At 45.9% G+C, this 21,846-nt stretch carries 18 protein-coding genes; 14 read left to right on the top strand and 4 right to left on the bottom strand.

Features of this window, described 5'->3' with window-relative positions; translation table 11 throughout:
- Positions 1-14: 14 nt before the first annotated feature.
- The 4 genes from Q4Q49_RS06545 to Q4Q49_RS06530 all read left to right on the top strand — a co-directional run bounded on the left by Q4Q49_RS06545 (position 15) and on the right by Q4Q49_RS06530 (position 1,809).
- On the top strand, positions 15-380 hold the full coding sequence (locus Q4Q49_RS06545; protein WP_311998944.1) for a hypothetical protein: 366 nt from the start codon (positions 15-17) through the stop codon (positions 378-380).
- Between the two features lie 75 nt (positions 381-455).
- Positions 456-800: a hypothetical protein gene (locus Q4Q49_RS06540; RefSeq protein WP_311998943.1), complete on the top strand. Its 345-nt coding sequence runs from the start codon at positions 456-458 to the stop codon at positions 798-800.
- Between the two features lie 90 nt (positions 801-890).
- Positions 891-1,121 carry a hypothetical protein gene (locus Q4Q49_RS06535; RefSeq protein WP_311998942.1) on the top strand — a complete coding sequence of 77 codons (231 nt, stop codon included), beginning with the start codon at positions 891-893 and terminating at the stop codon, positions 1,119-1,121.
- 334 nt (positions 1,122-1,455) lie between these two features.
- Entirely contained in the window at positions 1,456-1,809 is a 354-nt protein-coding gene (locus Q4Q49_RS06530) for a hypothetical protein (protein ID WP_311998941.1), read from the top strand.
- A 305-nt stretch (positions 1,810-2,114) separates the two neighbouring features.
- Here the strand turns inward: Q4Q49_RS06530 and pntB are convergent, their stop codons facing one another.
- Both pntB and Q4Q49_RS06520 read right to left on the bottom strand, forming a co-directional pair.
- Entirely contained in the window at positions 2,115-3,599 is a 1,485-nt protein-coding gene (gene pntB / locus Q4Q49_RS06525) for a Re/Si-specific NAD(P)(+) transhydrogenase subunit beta (RefSeq protein WP_311998940.1), read from the bottom strand.
- Between the two features lie 11 nt (positions 3,600-3,610).
- Positions 3,611-5,137: a Re/Si-specific NAD(P)(+) transhydrogenase subunit alpha gene (locus tag Q4Q49_RS06520; protein ID WP_311998939.1), complete on the bottom strand. Its 1,527-nt coding sequence runs from the start codon at positions 5,135-5,137 to the stop codon at positions 3,611-3,613.
- A 419-nt stretch (positions 5,138-5,556) separates the two neighbouring features.
- Here Q4Q49_RS06520 and Q4Q49_RS06515 point away from each other — a divergent pair, with 419 nt between their 5' ends.
- The 6 genes from Q4Q49_RS06515 to Q4Q49_RS06490 all read left to right on the top strand — a co-directional run bounded on the left by Q4Q49_RS06515 (position 5,557) and on the right by Q4Q49_RS06490 (position 13,547).
- Positions 5,557-7,356 (top strand): assimilatory sulfite reductase (NADPH) flavoprotein subunit, encoded by a 1,800-nt coding sequence (locus Q4Q49_RS06515; protein ID WP_311998938.1) that lies wholly within the window; start codon positions 5,557-5,559, stop codon positions 7,354-7,356.
- Positions 7,357-7,455: 99 nt separating this feature from the next.
- Positions 7,456-9,153 (top strand): assimilatory sulfite reductase (NADPH) hemoprotein subunit, encoded by a 1,698-nt coding sequence (gene cysI / locus Q4Q49_RS06510; protein ID WP_259578367.1) that lies wholly within the window; start codon positions 7,456-7,458, stop codon positions 9,151-9,153.
- Complete coding sequence (locus tag Q4Q49_RS06505; RefSeq protein ID WP_311998937.1) at positions 9,146-9,928, top strand: phosphoadenylyl-sulfate reductase; 783 nt, start codon at positions 9,146-9,148, stop codon at positions 9,926-9,928. The genes cysI and Q4Q49_RS06505 overlap by 8 nt, the downstream gene beginning before the upstream one ends.
- Before the next feature lie 300 nt (positions 9,929-10,228).
- The gene (locus Q4Q49_RS06500) at positions 10,229-10,372 is read left to right on the top strand and encodes a hypothetical protein (protein WP_226059344.1); all 144 of its coding nucleotides are present in this window, start codon (positions 10,229-10,231) and stop codon (positions 10,370-10,372) included.
- Positions 10,373-10,684: 312 nt separating this feature from the next.
- Positions 10,685-11,470 carry a monofunctional biosynthetic peptidoglycan transglycosylase gene (mtgA, locus tag Q4Q49_RS06495; protein WP_311998936.1) on the top strand — a complete coding sequence of 262 codons (786 nt, stop codon included), beginning with the start codon at positions 10,685-10,687 and terminating at the stop codon, positions 11,468-11,470.
- A 340-nt stretch (positions 11,471-11,810) separates the two neighbouring features.
- Positions 11,811-13,547 (top strand): hypothetical protein, encoded by a 1,737-nt coding sequence (locus Q4Q49_RS06490; RefSeq protein WP_311998935.1) that lies wholly within the window; start codon positions 11,811-11,813, stop codon positions 13,545-13,547.
- 87 nt (positions 13,548-13,634) lie between these two features.
- Here Q4Q49_RS06490 and Q4Q49_RS06485 read toward each other — a convergent pair whose 3' ends face one another.
- Entirely contained in the window at positions 13,635-15,191 is a 1,557-nt protein-coding gene (locus Q4Q49_RS06485) for a S41 family peptidase (RefSeq protein WP_311998934.1), read from the bottom strand.
- 193 nt (positions 15,192-15,384) lie between these two features.
- Positions 15,385-16,269 (bottom strand): phospholipase A, encoded by an 885-nt coding sequence (locus tag Q4Q49_RS06480; RefSeq protein ID WP_311998933.1) that lies wholly within the window; start codon positions 16,267-16,269, stop codon positions 15,385-15,387.
- Positions 16,270-16,714: 445 nt separating this feature from the next.
- Between Q4Q49_RS06480 and cobA the strand changes: the two genes are divergently transcribed.
- From cobA to Q4Q49_RS06460, 4 genes are all read left to right on the top strand, one after another.
- Positions 16,715-17,551, top strand: a complete 837-nt coding sequence (gene cobA, locus Q4Q49_RS06475; RefSeq protein WP_311905170.1) for a uroporphyrinogen-III C-methyltransferase — start codon at positions 16,715-16,717, stop codon at positions 17,549-17,551.
- A gap of 122 nt (positions 17,552-17,673) precedes the next feature.
- Complete coding sequence (gene cysD / locus Q4Q49_RS06470) at positions 17,674-18,582, top strand: sulfate adenylyltransferase subunit CysD (RefSeq protein WP_012586925.1); 909 nt, start codon at positions 17,674-17,676, stop codon at positions 18,580-18,582.
- Between the two features lie 83 nt (positions 18,583-18,665).
- Positions 18,666-20,108: a sulfate adenylyltransferase subunit CysN gene (gene cysN, locus Q4Q49_RS06465; RefSeq protein WP_311998932.1), complete on the top strand. Its 1,443-nt coding sequence runs from the start codon at positions 18,666-18,668 to the stop codon at positions 20,106-20,108.
- Positions 20,109-20,111: 3 nt separating this feature from the next.
- Positions 20,112-21,836: an SLC13 family permease gene (locus Q4Q49_RS06460; protein WP_311998931.1), complete on the top strand. Its 1,725-nt coding sequence runs from the start codon at positions 20,112-20,114 to the stop codon at positions 21,834-21,836.
- The last annotated feature ends 10 nt before the right edge of the window (positions 21,837-21,846 follow it).

The raw sequence follows: 21,846 nt of genomic DNA, 5'->3' as shown, positions 1-21,846 counted from the left end.
AATGTGGAGTCGTTATGAGAAGTATCTTAGTAATGCTGTTATTATTTATTTACGCAGCTAGTAGTGATGCAGCGGAATTGATATGTAATGGCAAAGTTGATATTTTGTCATATCATTCTCCCAATAATTTGATGATTAAGCTGTCTAGTATGAATCAGGCAGTATTTTTCTGTAGTCCCGATATTGAATGGAAAGTTGCGGGGACTCATTATGTTACAGGGCCGGAAACATGTAAGACACTGTATTCTACTTTTCTTGCTATCAAAATGTCAGAAAAGTCAATTGCAAGCATGCATTTTGATGGTGATCAAGTTCCGAGTGATTGCAATGGCTGGGGCAGTTGGCAAAAAGCGAATATCCGACATTTTAAAATGCAGTAAATATCAGTTGCCAACTATTTTATTAAGTTTTTCTATTATTATAAATGTGATGTAAGTAATGTTAAGGTGTTTTAAATGAGTAAATCTATATTAATGTTTTTAGTTTTATCATTGTGCTTAATAAGCAAGTCGTATGCAGTCTTTAACTGTGAGGCAGATGTTAATCGAATTCTGGTATACGGTGATGGGACGGTAAATGTTCTTCACTCTGGCAGAGGCGATTATACTGTTATTTGTAATACTAAAGGCACCTTTAAAGGCGTAGATACCGTGACTTGCTCACTTTGGATTGGAATGTTGCAATCGATGCAAAATAACAACAAAAAAGCAATTTTTTATTATAGCGGAGATGGAACTTGCGCAACATTGACTACATATTCTAATGCGCCAGTACCTGTCTATATAGGCTCAATAAAATAATGAAGTCTAATATTTTGCCTTGCTTAGTATAATGCTTGTTCTTGTACTGAAGCCTGCTCATGCTAGAACTGTGATTGTCCGGTGGCTAAAGTGATAAATATTCAACTTGAGGGCTTAAAAATTATGTATTTACAGGAAGGAGCAACCTGGAGAACTTTAGGAGCTATTAATAATAATGATGGTACTAAGGAAAGATATGCGGCATTGCTTAGTGCTCAGATGTCAGGTAAACCTGTAATGGTTGAATACCTACAGGATGGCTATGACTGCGGTAAAGTAGACTACGGCACACCTGCCTTTCTTGTCAGGACATACCAATAATCAATTATATAATTTATGCACTGGTGTTCTTTGTTGGTGCTGTAGATGTTAACGATATTGATTTTGGTACTTAAAAGAGAGTGAAACAGTATTTCAATGAGAGTGCCTGCACTTGGATCTTATATGTAATTTTATCGCTGAATTTGCATATGATAAACATCCTCAAGAGGCTTTAACTATTGCTAAGTATAGCTTTGACCACTTATGTCTCTGGTAAGGTGCACATAATTAGTTTAAGTCTTAGAGCTTATGAAGGAAATTTTATTGTAATTTAAGGAAGTCATTTTAATATTAATTTTAAAGTGAGTTGTTACTGTTTTTATTTGGTGGTTATATGAGCAGATGGGTGTTGTTATTATTTGTTGTAATGTTTTTTAGTTCTAGTGTTTATGCTGGAGGTTTTACTTCTGCGGCAACACCAATAAGAGTCGATATTGTGCAAGGTCAAGGCGTTCTGGTGTATGGTGCATTTGGTAATCCGGCCGCATGTACTGTGACGGACAAAATTTTTATACTTAAGTCGCATCCTCAGTATGAGCAAATTTATGCTGCAATATTAACGGCATTTGCAAGTGGGAAAAAGGTCCAAGCTTATATTCATGGATGCAAGCCTGTAGCTTGGTATACTGTAGAAACAGTGACATATAGCCATATTGAATCTTATGGCTCTTTAAATTTAATGAATTAACTCTTATTAATGGATTAAGTGTTTGGCTTACAATATTACTTTTCATTCCATTTTAATTTGGGGATATTTTGAAGGGTTGAGTTTTTGTGCTAGGCCAAAAAATAATGAGATATGATTCTATCATTAATAGTTAATAAATAACGTGTTGTGTTATAGGTGCATTTCTATGTGGGCGCGTTGATTGCAGGTTAAAAAAGAAGCCTTAAGGCTCTTTTTTTGTGGGGGATGACCCGAAGTTTAATATCAAAACAAAGGGAGCCATTGGCTCCCTTTCGTTAATCTATTTGCGGTCAGCTATCCCGAGGTTACAGTGCTTTTAAAATGGCTTCGACGCTGGCCTTGGCATCCCCAAACAGCATTTGGGTATTTTCTTTGAAGAACAGCGGGTTTTGCACGCCGGCATAACCTGTATTCATCGAGCGCTTAAAGCCGATAACGTTTTGTGCTTTCCATACTTCGAGCACAGGCATGCCTGCGATTGGGCTACCTGGATCTTCCATTGCCGCAGGGTTAACCGTGTCGTTGGCACCAATGACGAGTACTACGTCGGTGTCGTTAAAGTCTTCGTTGATTTCGTCCATTTCCAGCACGATATCGTAGGGGACTTTCGCTTCCGCCAGCAGTACGTTCATATGGCCGGGTAGACGGCCAGCAACAGGATGGATACCAAAACGGACTTTCACGCCAAGATCGCGCAGTCTTTTGGTGATTTCAGCGACAGGATATTGCGCCTGCGCCACTGCCATTCCGTAACCTGGGGTGATGATGACAGAGGTGGCATTTTTCAGCATATCCGCCACATCTTCGGCGTTGGTTTCACGGTATTCGCCCATTTCTTCATCGGCAGTCGAGGCCACACCATCTGTGCCAAAGCCACCAGCGATTACAGAAATAAACGAGCGATTCATCGCCTTACACATGATGTAAGACAGAATTGCACCCGATGAACCCACTAATGCGCCAACGACAATCAAGAGGTCGTTCGACAACATAAAGCCCGCTGCCGCCGCTGCCCAACCTGAGTAGGAGTTCAGCATAGACACCACCACTGGCATATCTGCGCCGCCAATCGATGCGACTAAATGCCAGCCAAAGGCGAAGGCAATCAAGGTCATCAACAGCAGTGCTGGCATAGTGCCGCCAGTTTGGACGAAGTACACTAACAGGGCAAAAGACACGAGCACAGCCACTAGGTTCAACTTGTGGCGATGTGGCAGCATCAAAGGTTTAGATGAAATCACGCCGCGTAACTTACAAAAGGCAACGATAGAACCTGTGAAGGTGACCGCACCGATGAAGATCCCGAGGAAGACTTCGACCAAGTGAATGTTAAGCATGGCGCCAGTGAGATGTTCTTTGCTGGCGGCTTTGGCCGCTTCACTTAGGGCATCGTGCACTGCGGCGAGGGTCGTATTAATATCGCCACCGACAGCTACGACGACTTGCGACACTTCCTGTGGGTGTAAGTCGATAAAGCTGTTAAAGCCAACCAATACCGCGGCCATACCGACGAAGCTGTGCAAGATGGCAACCAGTTCAGGCATTTCAGTCATTTCGACTTTTAATGCTAAACGGATACCAATCGCGCCGCCAATCACCATAGCGATTAAGATCCACGCAATACCGTTAGTATCAGGGTTGAAAATGGTAGCCAGTAGGGCGATTGCCATACCTAAGATACCGAATAAATTGCCGTGTTTTGCCGTCTCTTGCTTCGACAGTCCCGCGAGACTGAAGATGAAGAGAATGGCGGCAATAATGTAAGCTGCTGTTACCAGTCCTTGAGACACGTTAAACCCCCTTAATCCTTACGGAACATCTTCAGCATGCGCTGAGTGACGGTAAAGCCACCGAAGATGTTAATACTGGCGATCAGCACGGCGATAAACGCCAGTACAGTGACCAAAGTTGAACCCTGACCGATTTGCAGTAGGGCGCCGACCACGATAATGCCCGAAATCGCGTTAGTGACTGACATCAAAGGCGTATGCAGTGAGTGAGATACGTTCCACACCACATAATAACCGACGACGCAGGACAGCAAGAATACCGTGAAATGGGACAGGAACTCTGGCGGTGCAACCGATGCCACGGCTGCAAATCCAGCAACGCCTAAGGCGGCGAGCACGTATTTGAGCTTAGATGGCGCTTTCGGGGTGGTGTCTTTAGGCGCGATTTTTGCGGCAGGTTTTGCTGGCGCCGCAGAAACCGAAATCGGTGGTGGCGGGAAGGTCACTTCACCTTCTTTAATCACAGTCATGTTGCGCATGACCACATCATCGAAGTTGATGCTGGCAGTACCGTCTTTCTCTTTACACATTAACTTCATCAGGTTGACTAAGTTAGTGCCGTAAAGCTGTGACGATTGCGCCGGTAGACGACCGGGTAGATCGGTATAACCAATCACTTTTACACCGTTCGGGGTGACAAACAGCTCACCCGATTGCGTGTATTCGCAGTTACCACCAGTTGCAGCGGCTAAATCGACGATCACTGAGCCGCTCTTCATGCTATCAACCATAGCTTTAGTGATGAGTTTAGGCGCAGGACGGCCGGGGATCAGCGCCGTAGTGATGATTATATCGACTTCTTTGGCTTGTTCAGCAAACAACGCCATTTCGGCGGCAATAAATTCATCCGACATGGTTTTAGCATAACCATCGGATGAGCCACCTTCTTCGTTACCAAAATCCAGTTTAAGGAACTGGCCGCCCATGGATTCGATTTGCTCGGCCACTTCTAAGCGGGTATCGAAGGCGCGCACTATGGCGCCAAGCGAACCCGCAGTACCAATGGCAGCAAGGCCTGCCACACCAGCACCAATCACTAGCACTTTAGCGGGCGGCACTTTACCGGCCGCGGTAATTTGACCGGTAAAGAAACGGCCAAATTGATGCGCGGCTTCAACAACGGCGCGATAACCGCCAATGTTGGCCATAGAGGAAAGGGCATCGAGTGACTGGGCACGGGAGATGCGTGGCACCATGTCCATCGCCATCACGTTGATCTTGCGTTTAGCTAACTTCGCAACCAGATCAGGGTTTTGTGCGGGCCAAATAAAGCTGACGACAGTTGCTCCGTCTTTGATTTGTTCGATTTCAGCGTCGTTTGGCGCATTGACCTTAAAAATCAGATCGGCTTGCCAAACGTCAGTTGTCACTTTCGCGCCTGCAGCCTCAAAGGCTGCATCATCGAAACTTGACAGTTGACCCGCATTGGCCTCAATAACAACTTCAAAGCCGAGTTTTTTAAGCTGCTCGACGGTGGCTGGAGTCGCGGCGACCCTAGTTTCACCGGCGAGACTTTCTCTCGGTATTCCAATCTGCATGACTACTCCCTGATGGTTTATATAATCGTTCCGCCTGCTGTGCTTCCTTCATCGTACTCAACTGCAAAATCTGTCATCGCCAGTGATTACTCGGCTGGTGATTCGAGTCAGTTCGGGCATTCAATCTAGGATGGACACTTTTTGTTTAAAAAACAAACTATTCTGTGGGCAACAGAAATTTCTGTTCGACAGGCTCATGACCATTGTGGCAATACTTTAGCTTGGCACAAGTGCATATTTCTCAAGCAGGCCGTTTCTGCACTGGTCGGATCAAAAACTTTTAACCAGTGCACACTTTTGTAGCTTAAATTTTGCACTTTGTATATTCCAAAATGGAATTAAAAATCCGATTTTATTCTTTTTTGCTTTTCTTAAACCGCGATAAGCTTGTGGACATTACACTGTCATAGGGCCGTCTCATGTTGTTAAAAGAACTTTCATCGCTGGCTTCGCCATTGTCTCAAGGACAAGTCGAGAAGCTAAAACAACTCACTTCTGAGTTAAGTGCTGTGCAACTGGCTTGGGTGAGTGGCTATCTTGCTGCCACCGCCAATGCTGGCCAACTAGCTCCCGCCGCAGAGGCGCAAACTGCTCAAACAGTGACGATTCTCTATGGCAGCCAAACGGGTAATGGCCGTGGTGTCGCCAAAGCGCTCGCTGATAAGGCGCAGGCACAAGGTTATGCGGTCAATCTGGCTTCAATGGGCGAATACAATGTTCGCCAACTGAAACAAGAAACTGTGCTCTTGCTGGTGGTCAGCACCCATGGTGAAGGTGAAGCGCCGGATGACGCGATTGAATTACATAAGTTTTTAGCATCGAAACGTGCGCCTAAGTTAGACAATCTACATTACTCAGTGCTTGCGCTGGGGGATTCAAGTTATGAATTCTTCTGCCAAACCGGTAAAGACTTTAGTACTCGTCTAGCGCTACTGGGTGCTAAGTCATTGTTACCTTTGGTTGAATGTGATGTGGACTATGAAGCCGCCGCTGGTCAGTGGCACGCCGATGTATTAGAGGCCGTTAAGCCGCTTATCGAAACCTCGTCCGCCAGTGTGGTATCTATCGGTACCGCTAAAACGATTGGCGAAAGCGAGTTTACTAAGCAAAACCCCTATAGCGCTGAAGTGCTAGCGAGCCAAAAAATTACCGGCCGCGGTTCAGACCGAGATGTGCGCCATGTTGAAATTGACCTTGGCGATTCAGGCTTAAGCTATCAAGCGGGCGATGCCCTCGGTGTGTGGTTTAGCAATAATGAAGTGTTAGTCGATGAAGTCCTCGTGGGTCTGTCGTTGGCCGCCGATGAGTTAGTGACCTTAGGCACAGAATCCTTGACCCTTAAGCAAGCTTTGCTTGAGAAGAAAGAGCTGACTCAGTTGTATCCTGGATTAGTCAAAGCGTGGGCCGAACTGAGCGGCAGCGCTGAGCTGCTAGCGTTGAGCGAAGATAAAGAGCAAGTGCGTCACTTTATCCTTAAGCATCAATTTGCGGATTTAGTCGCCCAGTATCCGTTAACAAATAGCGCTGTCACGTTAAGCGCGGCCAGATTGCTTGAGTTACTGCGCCCATTAACCCCAAGACTTTACTCTATCGCCTCAAGCCAAAGTGAAGTGGAAACCGAAGTCCATTTAACCGTAGCGTTAGTGGAAGATGAGCGTCACGGCGCGGCCCGTTTTGGCGGCGCGTCACACTTCTTAGCCTCTGCGCAGGAAGGCACTCAGGTTAAGGTTTATGTTGAGTCGAACAAGCATTTCCGTTTACCCGAGAATCCAGACACGCCAGTTATTATGGTTGGCCCTGGCACAGGTGTTGCGCCATTCCGTGCCTTTATGCAGGAGCGCGTGGCCCAAGGGATCCAAGGTGATAGCTGGTTATTCTTCGGCAATCCACACTTTGAGCAGGATTTCTTGTATCAAACTGAGTGGCAACAGTATTTGAAAAATGGCGATTTAAGCCGTATCGACGTGGCGTTCTCGCGCGATCAAGCCCATAAAGTTTATGTGCAGCACCGTATTAAAGAACAAGGCCAAGCCCTGTGGCAATGGTTGCAAAACGGCGCGCATCTGTACATTTGTGGTGATGCTGAACGTATGGCAAAAGATGTTCACCAAGCCTTTATTGAGGTGGCTGTCGAAGTCGGTGGTTTGAATACCGAAGCGGCCGAAGCCTATTTTGAAACATTGCGCAGCGATAAGCGTTACCAAAAAGACGTGTATTAATCTCAACCGTTGCGCATATAAGAAACGCATAAGAATAGCCAAAGCTGCACACGTGATGACCTGTGCAGTTAGCGAACCGAATTTGAAGAGGCAGTTGCCATGAGTGAGCAAAAGTTAGCGTTAAACGAATACCTAAAGACCGACAGTGATTACCTGCGCGGTACGATTAAAGAAGGCTTAGATTCTGCGGTAACCGGCAGTTTCAGTGACGGCGATCAGCAGTTGATCAAATTCCACGGATTCTATCAACAGGACGATCGCGATTTACGTAACGAACGTAAAGAGCAAAAACTTGAGCCTTTATATAGCTTTATGTTGCGTGCTCGTGTGCCTGGTGGTATCTGTTCACCGCAGCAATGGTTAGGTGTAGACAAAATTGCGTCGACCTTAACGAGCTCAAACAGCATTCGTTTAACGACCCGTCAAACCTTCCAATACCACGGTATTCCTAAGCGTAACTTGAAGACTATTATTCAAGACTTAGATCGTGAAGCGCTGGATTCGATTGCTGCTTGTGGTGACGTTAACCGTAACGTGATGTGTAATCCTAATCCGGTGGAATCGAAACTGCATGAGCAGGCCTATGCGGTGGCGAAACAACTGTCTGATCATCTGCTGCCACACACGCGTGCTTATGCCGAAATTTGGTTAGACGAAGAAAAGTTACTCTCAACCGAAGATGAAACCGTTGAACCTGTGTATGGCAAAACTTATCTGCCACGTAAGTTCAAAATGGCGGTTGCGGTTCCTCCCGATAACGATGTTGATGTTTACACTAATGATTTAGGCTTTATTGCTGTTGCTGAAAACGGCGAGCTGGTTGGCTTTAACTTAACGGCGGGCGGCGGCATGGGCTCGACCCATGGCGAGGTGGAGACTTTCCCACGTCTTGCAGATGACTTTGGTTTTATCAAAACTGCAGACGTGATGAAGTTTGCCGAAGCTGTCATGACAGTGCAACGCGACTGGGGTAATCGTGTTAACCGTAAACGTTCACGCCTTAAATACACTATCGTCGACCATGGCTATGAGAAATTTAAAGCCGAAGTCGAACTGCGCGCTGGGGTGAAGTTTGAGCCTAAGCGTGATGTAGTGATTGGCGACCGCGGCGACCGTTATGGTTGGGTTGAAGGCGTTGACGGTAAATGGCATTTAACCTTATTTATCGAAAGCGGCCGCATTAAAGATTTACCGGGCCAAACCCTGCAAACGGGACTGCGTGAAATAGCTAAGATCCACAAAGGCGATTTCCGTATGACCTCGAATCAAAACATGATCATCGCAGGTGTGGCGGCAGAAGATAAAGCCACCATTGAAGGCTTAGCCCGCAAACACGGACTACTGGGCCAAGTGTTGACGCAAACCCGCGGTCATTCGATTGCCTGTGTGGCTTTGCCGACGTGTCCATTAGCGATGGCGGAAGCTGAGCGTTACTTCCCTGAGTTTATCGATCATATCGATGCGCTGCAGGCAAAACACGGCATCAGTGAGCAAGCGATTGTGGTGCGGATGACAGGTTGTCCAAACGGTTGTGCGCGTCCATTTGCCGCTGAAATCGGGCTTGTGGGTAAGGCGCCAGGCCGTTACAACTTGTACTTAGGCGCAAGCTTTGAAGGGACTCGTCTGAACAAGATGCACAGAGAAAATATCCAAGAGGCGGAAATTCTCGCCGAATTGGATGCCCTGTTTGGCCGCTACGCCGTTGAGCGTGATGCAGGCGAAACCTTTGGTAACTTCACCGTCCGCGTGGGCGTTGTGAAGGCGGTGATTGATGCCGCTAAGGATTTTCATGGTTGATCATCAACAAAAAACCAGTGATACAGTGCCGACTGTGGTCAGCACGGCCGAGTTAACGGCGCTATTGAGTGCGCCCAAGGCCGAGCAAACGATAGAGCTTGAGCGCATAAATCAGTTCTTAGCCGGATTGAGCGCACAAGAACGAGTGTTATGGGGCTTAACTTATTTGCCCGGTAATCATGCGCTGTCGTCAAGTTTTGGTATTCAAGCCGCAGTGATGCTGCATATGGTGAGTCAGGCACAGGCGAATATTCCGGTTATCCTCACGGATACAGGGTATTTGTTCCCTGAAACCTATCAGTTTATCGATGAGCTGACACAGCGTTTGTCACTGAATGTAAAAGTATATCAAGCGCCGATGACAGCCGCATGGCAAGAGGCACGCTTTGGTAAGTTGTGGGAGCAAGGGTTAGACGGGCTAGAGCAATACAACCGTTTAAACAAAGTTGAGCCTATGCAACGCGCCTTAGCCGATCTTGACGTCGGTACTTGGTTTGCAGGTCTGAGACGTAGCCAAGCCAGCACTCGTGAGGCGCTGCCGATACTGGCGATTCATGGCACTCGCTTTAAGTTACTGCCGATTATCGAGTGGTCGAATAAAGATGTGCACCTATATTTGACTCAATTTGACTTGCCGTACCACCCACTTTGGGATCAAGGCTATGTTTCTGTTGGTGATACCCATTCGAGTAAACCACTTGAATTAGGCATGACAGAGGAAGAAACGCGCTTTAATGGGCTGAAACGTGAGTGTGGCCTGCATTACGATATCTAGTTATCTTATTGATTTAAAGTATTAAACGCCTCAATTGCCATTGGGGCGTTTTTTATCTCTGTGTGATAAGTGTTATCTTTGGTTGAATTTAATACTCTGGATTGACGATAAAGCGAATCGATGTCATTTAAGCGTCATTTCACTGAGATATATTGATATTCATAGGGTTAGTGTTAGTGGCTCTTTAAAGTATAAAAATGTTGTACATTTTTACTCACAGAGTTATGCACATTGGTTAAGCCTGAACTATATTTTGAAGTTCCCGTAGATGGTTTTGAGGGATTTTACTGTGAAATTGACATGATTCATGTCTTTTCCGAGGTTAAGTGGTTGTATATCGGTATTTATGGGCTGGGTTTGCTGTGTATTGATATCATTCGACTGGATGCAGTGAAAGCGTTGAAAACCGGACTCGCAGCTGCGAGTATCAAGCAGTTTGATTGACTTGCTAGCCCTCGTTAATCAGCCATCATTACCTCGGTCAGCTGTCGTCAAAGCTGCCGAGGTCAAGTTAAGTCAAGCCCTCGCCATCTTCAATAGTGATTTGTCATTGTGGTTATTTCTCTGCCTATCTTTGATTCTCGAGTAAGATATCCTTGGTGTTTCCTCTATTGTCGTAGCATGATCGACCCGCAACTCCCTTAAGGCTTTAGGCGGTTTTCTAATAAGCCTTGGTTGTTGTAAAGAATGCCTAATGGATTGGCTTGACTGGATATCATAAACGAGAGATGAGAGTGCGCGGATGAGATGGTGTAAATGACGGCCCCTTTATATGCGATGCGAGATCATGTCAGGCGTCCTAGTGCCAATAAGTCGAGTAGTCCTGCTCCTCAGAGGCGTAAGCGTGGCTTTCGTCGTTTATTGTCTTGGCTATTCAAGGGATTAGTATGGGCATTCATTTGCTCAATCTTATTGGTTATTCTACTCAGATTCGTTAATCCACCCATGTGGACTTGGCGGATTGAGCGCGCCTTATTTCCACCTGCACCTATGGGGGAAGTCATGCATCAGTGGCGCGATTTAGCGCACATTTCTCCTGAGCTACAATTGGCGGTGATCGCCGCAGAAGATCAACGTTTTGCCGAGCATACGGGATTCGATTTAGCCGCGATAAGTTCGGCGCTGAAATACAATCAGAAAGGCACTAAAGTTCGCGGAGCCAGTACCTTAAGTCAGCAGGCGGCGAAAAACCTGTTTATGTGGTCTAGCCGCAGTTTCTTTCGTAAGGGATTAGAAGCTTGGTTTACCTTAATGATGGAACTGACTTGGGATAAGTCGCGCATTCTTGAAGTGTATTTAAATATCGTCGAATTTGGCCCAGGTATTTACGGCGCCGAAGCGGCATCAAAGCATTATTTTGGAAAGTCTGCGGCAAAACTAACCCAATATGAGGCTTCATTACTCGCAGCCATCTTACCCAATCCTTGGCGTTATAAAGTGTCGCCTCCATCGTCCTATGTGCAGCAGCGCTCCGCGTGGATCCGCAAACAAATGCGCCAGTTAGGTGACGTCACGCTTAAAAAAGTCCACGAAACGGGATGAAGTTCTGGCGTGTGAGTTTGGAACAGATGAATTTATGTGTCATTGGGCACTTTGTTTAATCGTCGACGACTTAAAGATCTTTTATTACTGAATTGAAATAAGATTGGAAACCTGTTGAATTAAGGTTAACGCTGATGCGTTTTAACGGTTTGATTCCCTATCCTGTTCGCTTCTGTATCGGTTTAATGTTAAATTATCGGGCAAAATTTATACCTTAGTTTTCTGATTTTGCATTATCTGCGTAAGGGATATGTAAGAGCGGATAAATATTCAAATACCTAGGGATTACTTTAGGTATTGATTTCATAAAATTGAATGGTCATTAAATGGAGTTTCTTAAATGAAAAAGATTGTGATTGCCGCGGCAATTATTGCAGCTGGTGCGGGTGGTTATTGGTATACGCAGAATGGTGCTGGCTCGAGTGCCTCTGCAAACCCTTTGCTCGACTATGTGCCCGCTGATACGCCGATATTTTCGGGTCAGCTAAAACCCTTCCCGTTGAAAGCGTATTTACAGTCTATTTCTGGAAATTATCAGCAATATCCAAGTAACGCGCTTGCCGATTTTGGTGAGCTGGATAGCCCTATGGGTAAGTTCTTCGTCAGCATTTATCAGCAGTATATGGATGGCATTAAAGATCCAGCCTTACTGTTGAAAACCTTTGGTTTTCCTGATGAAATTAAACCATATTTCTATACGCTAGGTGCTTTGCCTGTATTCAAGATTGACGTCAATCAAGCGGATGCATTTTGGGCTGCATTAGATAAAGCCGAAAAAGACAGTGGCGTGACCCACGAAATGCGTAAAGTGGGTGATGTTGATTATCGCGCTTATGCATTATCGGATGAAGCTTCAACTGAAAAAGCTGATCTGTTATTTGCCCAAAAAGATGGCATATTAACGATTACTTTCAGCACTTCTATTACCGAGCCTGAATTATTAGAAATGGCATTCGGTATTAAGAAGGCGCCGCAGTCATTAGCCGCTTCTGGCATATTAGACGATATTATTAAGACCCATGGTTTTAAAGATGACAGCATCAGCTTTATCAACCATGTTGAAATCGTGAAGGCGTTGACTTCAGCCGATAGCAATATGTTATCCAAGCAATTGACAAAGTTTTTTGCTAATGAAAGCGTCGGTGAAGATCCATTAGCGCAAATTAGAACACCTGAATGTCGCACCGAATTAACCGCCATTGCTGCTAATTGGCCGCGCACGGTTGCGGGTTTAACCGCGTTTTCTGTGACAGAAAAAGAAAGCCATATGGCGGCCTCATTTGTGGTTGAAACTAAGAATCAACCAATTCTTGCGGCAATGCAAAAGATGCGTGGCTTTATTCCTGCACATCTGGCGGATATCGACAGCACTATCTTCTCTATGGGCATAGGCTTAGATGTCAACGAAGTTGCACCTTCATTAACGGCTATTTGGGATGATCTGCAAAAGCCGCAATTGACCTGTGCGCCACTGGCCGAGTTGCAAGCTGAGTTGAGCCAACAGAGCCCAGCTATGCTAGGCATGTTCACTGGTATGGCGAACGGTGTGAAAGGCATGAGCGTTTCATTGCTCGACTTTAAAATGAGCACACAAGATCAAGAGCCTAAGTTAGAAAGCTTAGATGCGTTAGTCAGCCTCAGCGCCGAAAATCCATCTATGTTGTTCAATATGGTGAAACCTTTCGCGCCTATGTTGGCCGAAGTGCAATTAGCCGATAACGGCGATGCCACTGACTTATCACCCATATTGATGTTGCCTCCTGAGTTAGGTGTTAAGCCTATGCTCGCGATTAAAGGTCAGCATTTAGTGGTGTATAGCGGTGATAAAGGTCTGGCGTTGGCAAACAAATTAGCGGGCGAGAAACTGTCTGCGAATGGCATGTACAGCTTATCTGCTGACTACGGCAAGATGTTCACTCCAATGCTGACGTTGTTAGAAATGAGCGGCGAGCCAATCCCTGAAGAAATGAAAATGCTTAAAGATTACAACATGCGAGTTCAAATGAGCTTTGATGTGAATAAGCAAGGTTTGGTTATAGGTTCAGTTGCCAATTCTAAAGCGACTGAAAAGAAATAATTCTAGAATCCATTCTTTAGCTAACTGATATCAGTTAACGAATCAATGTTTGAAATGAGCCAGCAGATTGCTGGCTCTTTTTTTGATTCAATTCAGCTTAGCTTGAGCTAGCTTAGTGGGTTGTGATGTTTGAATTATCTGAGTTTTTGGTTTAGCGGAACGCACTAAACTCACTAATCCTTGCCATTGAATATCACTGTTTTGGGGAAGCCAAATATCGGGCTCAGTCCCAGCACCTGACAAGAGTTTTCCCTGTGCGTCATAGGTCAATGAACTACTGAATCTTATGTCTAATCCACTGTTTGGCAGTTTAAAATGGGACTGTCGAGCAAAGTCGCCCGAGGTTTTTTCACCAATCAAATTCGCCCTAGACCAAGATTTAGTGCGATAGGCAATCCACTCACATTCTTGGCGGCATTTGGGACTCACGAGCAGCGCTAAGCGATTTCGCCCTTCAGGAGTCACCGCAGGTTTAGTGCGAACGTACCAAGGGCTGAATTTATCTTCATCGACTGAGGGTAAGTTGCGGGTGAGGGATTTTAGTCGAGGCACACTGTATTCGAGCGCATCTAAAGGCTTAAAGTTGAGTGGCTGCAGATAGTCATTTCTCAGTTCTGGTGAGCGGCGATAGTGTGCAAATCCCATCACGTTTGGCGCTAAAGTGTTATTTAAATCAGCATCTTGATATCGCGATAACAGGCTCAATAGCTTTGGGCTAAAACCACTAGCGTCACGTAAGTCGATGATCAGTAATGGATGTGTCATACCCTTGAGCAGTTCTTGCTGTAGATCTCTATTTAATTCAAAGGCGTACAGATCACTGATTTTCAGTTTGACCGTAGTATTGTTAACCGTCTCTAATTGATGTGGAACGTCTTGGAATTCGGTGCGCTCAAACTGAGACAACTGATTAATGAATTCCAAAACACTCATATCTTGTGTCTGATCTTCTTGATTATTTTCCACTAATTGAGTCTGCGGTTCGCGGCTTGGCAGGGCGAGAGTCACCTGCTGGGTTTGCAGATCATCATTAATCAGCGTAACCAGCACATAGGGCTTGATGCTGAGCCCTAAATCTTCACGCAGCAGGTTAAGTTTTTTCAGCCAAGGTAACTGCATTTCTTGGCTCTGTTTTGCAGGTTCAGGTAAATAGGCTTGGCTGGCTGCTACCCATTTACTCATAGGTAAACCGTCGATATGAGTCACAAAGGGAAAGTCGTTGTTGATTGGACTATTACTGCTATCTAAGGCTAACCACTGGTCGTTGAGTGGCCGTAAGGTTAACGGGAGATCGCCGCTTTGATCATCGAAGTTGTGTACTTGAGCGCCGGGATCTTTGAGGCTATTGAGTAGTTTAGTGATTTCAGCGGCAAAGCGATCATTGGGAGTGATGTCTTGGTACTGCTCGACAATCAGGCTCGCCATATATTTGAGTTGCGGACTGGCTTTGTCGGGCGTTAACGCATAAAACGCCGAGTGTTGCTCGATTTGATCCAATAAGGTATAGAGATCTTGGCGTACCTCTTGCGCATTAAGCATAGGTGCAGTGTTATCTTTTGGCACAGCAAAAAACGCGAGCTTAAGTAAGCTCGCGAAAATAATGACACTGAGTAGCACGACTATGCTGCGGTAGCTAAAACTCATATTCCTCCATGATGTTAAGGCGTAGCTTCAGGGCACAAAAAGGTGTGCGACTATCGGCTTAAATGCCATTCGGATCAATGTAAATCGTCCCGCTCGGCCATAAACTCAGGTCCATCTGAGCAATTTAGCAGCAGGTTTTGTAGATTAGCAGCAAATTATGGCTGATTTTTGTACTCTGTCACTTTTATATTTGCTACAGAATATCGTTGAGCGAAATCCCGATACCAATACGTTGGTTGTGATAGTTGTAATCGATTAGGCTCTCGCCATAGCCATTAAAGTATTGAGTATAAAGGCGTAAGTTGCCGACGATAGGATAACTCCAGGTTACTTCTGCCGAACCTCTGTCGATATCTTCTAGGTTTGTTCTAAGGGTTAAGGTGAATCTATGTTCATCGATACCATAGACACCAATAAATTCAGCTCTTCCTATGTAGTCATCAATGTTGGGATTATCGTCACCGCGAGCTTGATGCGGATCGGTTTTTTCATCCTCAGGAATACGCCACCAGACTTTGGTTGAGAAGGCGAGTGGACCGGCATCAAAAATCATAGTGGCATAGAGTCGATTCCAGCTGCGAGAAAGCGGTCCTGATTTACCATTTGATTGATGCACAGCACCAACGCCCCAAAAGGAATTGGTCACACTGCCTATTTTCCAATCGTTATTAAACAGCATAAAGACTTCAGGCTCGTGATTGGTTTCACGGAACGGAGATGAGGTGTCTTTGTTATAAACCTGCCAATAGGATTGATTGGTATAGGCAAAGAATAAATGACCATTATCACCAAAGACATTGTACCAAATAGGGAATTTGAAACTGATTTGAAACTTAGCCTCGAACTCATCCAAGGTGTAGGGATTGATGAGGGCATCTTCAGCGAACGGTGCCATGTTGGGATCTGGGCTATAGGTCGCAGGTAAAATGTAATTCACTTTATGGGGTGTAATCACAAAAGGCAGTTCTGCCGTGGCAAGTTCATCTTTGACTCTTCCTTCTACTAATGATTCTTCGGCATTTATACTCGTACAAGCTAATAGCCCAGCCATTGCAATACCTGAATAAAGTCGTTTCATCGGCCCTCCTTGATGTGCTTATTTGTGTATTTGTCAGTCGTACTCAACAAAGATAGTTATGCCCAGCTTACCATTAGAAAGTGAATTTATGGTTATGTAAAAATTCTGCGTCATTTGGTGACAATTTATCTTGTTAGTGAGGTTTTCACCCTGTTGGGGCAGGTTTGGGTAGAATTTTTGGCAATAACATAGTGCCAGAATCACACACTTAGCTGAGCGGTGTTCGTTTTAGATAACAGATGAATCTACATTAAGTTATTTAAATTCAACTGGTTATTAGTGTTTTGTGGCATTTTTGATTTTGAAACTCAATATTTTTCCAATTTAAATCGACGTCAGTGATTTCTTTTATATCTAAAAGATATAAAAACTAATAATTATCTATTTATTATGGAATATAAGACGCGCTATATTTCTACAGACTAAAGTGATCTTGGGGATACTGATGGAAATTTTATCTTTACCGGGCCAAGCGGCCAAAGGCAAAGTCTGGCTGGTGGGTGCAGGTCCTGGTGACGTTGAGTTATTGACGTTAAAGGCATGGCGCATCCTTAAAACTGCAGATGCTGTGCTATACGACGCTTTAGTCAGTCAAGATATCCTAGCTCTTATTCCTAAAGACGCTGAAAAGATTGCCGTAGGTAAACGTGCGGGTAAGCATAGCGCTGCACAGGACGAGATTAATCAGTTACTCGTGACTAAAGCCTACACCCGTAAAAATGTGGTGCGTCTTAAGGGCGGCGATCCTTTTATTTTCGGTCGCGGTGGCGAAGAGTTGCAAACCTTAGTCGAAGCGGGGGTTGAGTTTGAGGTCGTCCCCGGTATTACCGCCGCCAGCGGCACATCGGCCTATGCGGGAATTCCCCTGACTCACAGAGACCATGCCCAAGGTGTCACTTTTATCACTGGCCATTGTCAGTTAGAGAGTCGCCCTATGGACTGGCAAGGTTATGCTAATCCTAACAATACCTTAGTCGTGTATATGGGAATTCTAAACGCTGGCATTATTCGCCAAGGTTTAGTCGATGCGGGCCGAAGCCCTGACACCCCCGTGGCGATAGTGTCAAAGGCGACCACTAAAGAACAACGTCGTTTTATCGGCCGTTTAGGTGAGCTCGAACAGCTTGCCGCCGACCCTGAATTACAAATGCCAGCCTTGATGATCATAGGTGAAGTGGTTGCGCTGAGTGACACCTTGCACTGGTTCAACCCTGAAGCGATTGAATCGACTCAAGCCAGTGATGAGCACACTCAATCGGTTAGCGTGTCGCCGCGTCGATAAGCTAAGCCGCAAACAGTTAAAGATACTTAGCAGTTAGTGATGCTAAGTAACTAATATATTGAACAAATTAAGCTAACCCATGCTGTGGTAATGCAGCGAATTTAAGGTAAACGGAGAATAGTATGGCCGGGCGTGAATTAAGCCACTTACAACAACTGGAAGCCGAGAGCATCCAGATCATTCGTGAAGTTGCAGCCGAATTCGATAATCCTGTGATGTTGTATTCCATCGGGAAAGATTCTTCCGTTATGTTGCACTTAGCGCGTAAAGCCTTTTATCCGGGCAAGATCCCATTCCCGTTGCTGCATGTCGACACGGGTTGGAAATTCAAAGAGATGATCGCGTTTCGTGATGCGCAGGCAAAGAAATTTGGCTTCGAGTTACTGACGCACATCAACCCAGAAGGGTTGGCGCAGGGGATTAACCCTTTCGACCATGGCAGTGCGAAACACACTGACATCATGAAAACCCAAGGTTTAAAGCAAGCACTTAACCAATACGGTTTTGATGCCGCTTTCGGTGGGGCTCGTCGTGATGAAGAAAAATCTCGCGCCAAAGAACGCGTGTATTCGTTCCGCGACCGTCACCACAGATGGGATCCTAAAAACCAACGTCCAGAATTATGGCGCACCTATAACGGCGCAGTGAACAAGGGCGAAAGTATTCGCGTGTTCCCGTTATCTAACTGGACTGAGCTGGATATTTGGCAATATATCTATCAAGAAAACATTGAGTTAGTGCCTTTGTATTTTGCGGCTAAACGTCAAGTGGTTGAGCGCGGCGGTCAGTTAATCATGGCCGATGACGAGCGGATGAAGTTAGCCGAAGGCGAGCAGTTTAAAGAAGAATTGGTGCGTTTTAGAACCTTAGGTTGCTACCCACTTACGGCCGCCATGCATTCTGAGGCCGACAGCCTAGAGAAGATTATTGAAGAGATGCTGTTAACCCGTTCAAGCGAACGTCAGGGGCGATTGATCGACTCAGATCAAAGTGCCTCGATGGAGCAGAAGAAGCGTCAAGGCTACTTCTAATCTCGGCAAGGTTAACCCTATTTCGCGAAGGTGGCGCAAGTAAAGCGCGACCTTCAGCCAAGCAGATCAAGAGTGAGAATAAGATGGACAAAGCGGTCAATAAAACCAATCTCATGGCGGCAGAAATTACCCTCCATGGTGTGAAAGAATATCTAGCCCTGCAGCAACACAAAGGCTTACTGCGCTTTTTAACCTGTGGCAGTGTGGATGACGGCAAAAGTACCTTAATCGGCCGCCTGTTACACGACAGCGCGCAGATCTATGAAGATCAATTAGCAAGCCTCAAGAGCGACAGCGCCAAGATGGGCACCACAGGTGAAGCCATTGACTTAGCCTTACTGGTGGATGGCCTGCAAGCTGAGCGCGAGCAGGGCATCACTATCGATGTGGCTTATCGTTATTTTTCAAGTGATAAGCGCAAGTTCATCATCGCCGATACGCCAGGGCATGAGCAGTACACTCGCAACATGGCAACGGGTGCATCAACCTGTGATTTAGCGGTGATTTTAGTCGATGCCCGCTACGGCGTGCAGACTCAGACTAAGCGCCATGCGTTTATCGCGTCATTACTGGGTATTCGTCACTTTGTTGTGGCCGTGAATAAGATGGATTTGCTTGGGTTTGACGAGCAAGTATTCAACCGTATTCGTGCCGATTTTACGGATTTCGTTAAAGATTTCGGTAACCTCGATATCCACTTTGTGCCGTTATCGGCGCTTAATGGTGACAACGTGGTTGAGCGCAGCACCCAAAGCCCTTGGTATCAAGGCGGTACTCTGCTTGAACTGCTAGAAACCATTGATACTCAACGTGAACTCAGCTCATTGCCTGTGCGTTTTCCTGTGCAATATGTGTCGCGCCCTCACTTAGATTTTCGCGGTTTTGCGGGCACTTTAGCCTCTGGCATTATCAATGTCGGTGACGAGTTAGTCGCTTTGCCATCGGGCAAACGCAGCAAGGTTGAACGTATTGTGACCTTCGATGGTGACATACAAGAAGCGGTTGCAGGCCAAGCTGTGACGATCACGCTGGAAGATGAAATTGATATTTCCCGTGGCGATTTACTGGCAAGACCGGATTCTGCGCCAGCCGTTGCTAACGTGATCAGCGCTGATATAGTGTGGATGGATGAAAAGCCATTACAACTCGATCAGTTATACGACATCAAAGTGGCTGGTAAGAAGACGCAAGCCTCTGTGACTGCTATCGATTATGTGGTTGACGTTAACACCTTAGCGCGCAGTGCGACGGACACGCTTGGGTTAAACGCGATTGCGCGTGTGACCTTAGAGCTGACCGAAGACATAGTGTTTGATGCATATTCGTTAGTGCGTGATACGGGCGGAATGATCTTAATCGACCGCCTGAGTAATGCGACGGTTGCCGCGGTTATGGTGGTGTCGGGTCAACATGTTAACAAGCAAACAGCGTCACAATTTAGTGCCTTTGAAGTCGAGTTTAATGCCTTAGTGCGTAAACACTTTCCCCATTGGCAAGCGATAGATATCACTAAGCTTGGAGCTTAATTTGTGAGTGACTTGTGGCTATTAGCGATTATTTTGATAGGGCTTGTGGCTGGCTTAATTAGTGGCCGTATCAATCCAGCGGTATTGTTTTTATTTGCATTTTTGCTCTGTTATTTGCTTGGCATGGTTGCGCTCGATACCGCATTAACAAGCTTTACCAATATTGGCTTAGTCACGCTTGTCCTGTTGGTGTTGGCCGCGACGGCGTTAGAAAAAACGTCCCTGCTGGGAAAGTTGAGTCAAGTCATAGGCAATAGTTCTTTGCCTATGACAATGGCAAAGCTCGGTTTTTCGACGGCTTTACTGTCGTCATTTACCAATAACACTGCAGTTGTGGCATCACTGATTGGTGTTGTGCGCCGCAATCAAGCACACGCGCCAGCTAAGTTATTATTGCCGTTAAATTATGCGGCAATTTTAGGTGGCACACTGACCCTGATTGGTACCTCGACCAACTTGATTGTGAACTCCTTTGTAGAAAACGCCGGCTTACCCGCCTTAGGCTTCTTCGAGTTTACGCCAGTTGCAGTGGTGATCGTCGTCGCAGGCATCTTGTTATTGACCTTACTGGCGAACATTCTGCCCGACAGACGGGAAGAATCAGGTGAAGAAGCGCTGCCATATTTGCTCGAAGCCCATGTGGCGAAAGGTTCGTCCTTGGTCGGTCGCAGTGTGGTGGATAACAAACTTAGGGCACTAAAAAAGTTATATCTGGTTGAATTAGAACGCAGTGGCATTTGTATTTGCCCTGTGCCGCCCCAGTTAGTGTTACAAGCGGACGATGTGCTGCGCTTTAGTGGCGCGGTGGAATCGGTTGAGTTATTGCACCAATTCGATGGTTTAGATTGGTTTGGTAAACATCAAGCCAAAGGACAAAATTTAGTTGAAGCTGTACTCGCACCGTCATCCAGTTTAGTGGGCAGTTCGTTGAAAGCATCGCGTTTTCGTGAGCAATTTGATGCGGCTGTGATGGCCATTCGCCGCGGAAATCATCCGCTGAAGGGCGGACTCGGTGACATTATTCTGCAACCCGGTGATGTGTTGTTATTGACGCCAGGTGATGGTTTTAGCAATAGCGCAAAGCTGAGTTCAGAGTTTGCAGCGATCAGTGGCTTAGATTTGAATGTGCGTCTAGACAGTCGCCGTGGTCGTTGGGTATTGCTGAGCTTTGCGGCAACGATCGTCCTGAGTGTCACTGGCATATTACCCTTGGCTAAAGGTTTAGTGATATTGCTGCTCAGTTATTTTGCCATAGGCGCAGTCACACTGGCTGAGCTTAAACGCCGTTTCCCATTGGAATTAGTGGTGATCGTGGGGAGTGCATTAGGGCTTGCCAACTTGATGATGAGTACAGGCCTTGCGAACAGTTTAGCCCAAGGATTACTCTCAGTTATTAACGGTTATGGGGTATTTGGCGCTTTTGTCGGCGTGTATTTAATGACCTTATTGCTGACTGAACTGGTGACCAATAACGCAGCGGCGGCGCTGGCGTTCCCTATCGCTTACGCGATCGCGCTTAATTACGGTGTCGATGCAAGGCCCTTTATTATGGCCGTTGTCTTTGGTGCCAGCGCGAGCTTTATTTCACCCTACGGCTATCAGACCAATTTGATGGTATTTAATGCGGGTAATTATCGCTTCAGTGACTTTGTCCGCCTTGGATTGCCGTTATCTGTGCTGTATTCCCTGATAGTGATATTTATGGTGCCGATCATCTTTCCATTTTAGTGATTAGCTT

This window comes from Shewanella sp. SP1S1-7 (genome assembly GCF_031932105.1).
GTDB classification, from domain to species: Bacteria; Pseudomonadota; Gammaproteobacteria; order Enterobacterales; family Shewanellaceae; genus Shewanella; species Shewanella baltica.
Note: the sequence above shows the minus strand (reverse complement) of the source record. Positions and strands in the feature narration are given on the sequence as shown.

Bases quoted from the DNA above. Each gene is read 5' to 3' on its own strand.
- cobA (WP_311905170.1), top strand. From the start codon at position 16,715: ATGGAAATTTTATCTTTACCGGGCCAAGCGGCCAAAGGCAAAGTCTGG.
- Q4Q49_RS06520 (WP_311998939.1), bottom strand. From the start codon at position 5,137: ATGCAGATTGGAATACCGAGAGAAAGTCTCGCCGGTGAAACTAGGGTC.
- cysI (WP_259578367.1), top strand. From the start codon at position 7,456: ATGAGTGAGCAAAAGTTAGCGTTAAACGAATACCTAAAGACCGACAGT.
- mtgA (WP_311998936.1), top strand. From the start codon at position 10,685: ATGACGGCCCCTTTATATGCGATGCGAGATCATGTCAGGCGTCCTAGT.
- Q4Q49_RS06480 (WP_311998933.1), bottom strand. From the start codon at position 16,269: ATGAAACGACTTTATTCAGGTATTGCAATGGCTGGGCTATTAGCTTGT.
- Q4Q49_RS06485 (WP_311998934.1), bottom strand. From the start codon at position 15,191: ATGAGTTTTAGCTACCGCAGCATAGTCGTGCTACTCAGTGTCATTATT.
- Q4Q49_RS06500 (WP_226059344.1), top strand. From the start codon at position 10,229: ATGATTCATGTCTTTTCCGAGGTTAAGTGGTTGTATATCGGTATTTAT.
- cysD (WP_012586925.1), top strand. From the start codon at position 17,674: ATGGCCGGGCGTGAATTAAGCCACTTACAACAACTGGAAGCCGAGAGC.
- cysN (WP_311998932.1), top strand. From the start codon at position 18,666: ATGGACAAAGCGGTCAATAAAACCAATCTCATGGCGGCAGAAATTACC.
- Q4Q49_RS06530 (WP_311998941.1), top strand. From the start codon at position 1,456: ATGAGCAGATGGGTGTTGTTATTATTTGTTGTAATGTTTTTTAGTTCT.
- Q4Q49_RS06515 (WP_311998938.1), top strand. From the start codon at position 5,557: ATGTTGTTAAAAGAACTTTCATCGCTGGCTTCGCCATTGTCTCAAGGA.
- Q4Q49_RS06545 (WP_311998944.1), top strand. From the start codon at position 15: ATGAGAAGTATCTTAGTAATGCTGTTATTATTTATTTACGCAGCTAGT.
- Q4Q49_RS06490 (WP_311998935.1), top strand. From the start codon at position 11,811: ATGAAAAAGATTGTGATTGCCGCGGCAATTATTGCAGCTGGTGCGGGT.
- Q4Q49_RS06540 (WP_311998943.1), top strand. From the start codon at position 456: ATGAGTAAATCTATATTAATGTTTTTAGTTTTATCATTGTGCTTAATA.
- Q4Q49_RS06505 (WP_311998937.1), top strand. From the start codon at position 9,146: ATGGTTGATCATCAACAAAAAACCAGTGATACAGTGCCGACTGTGGTC.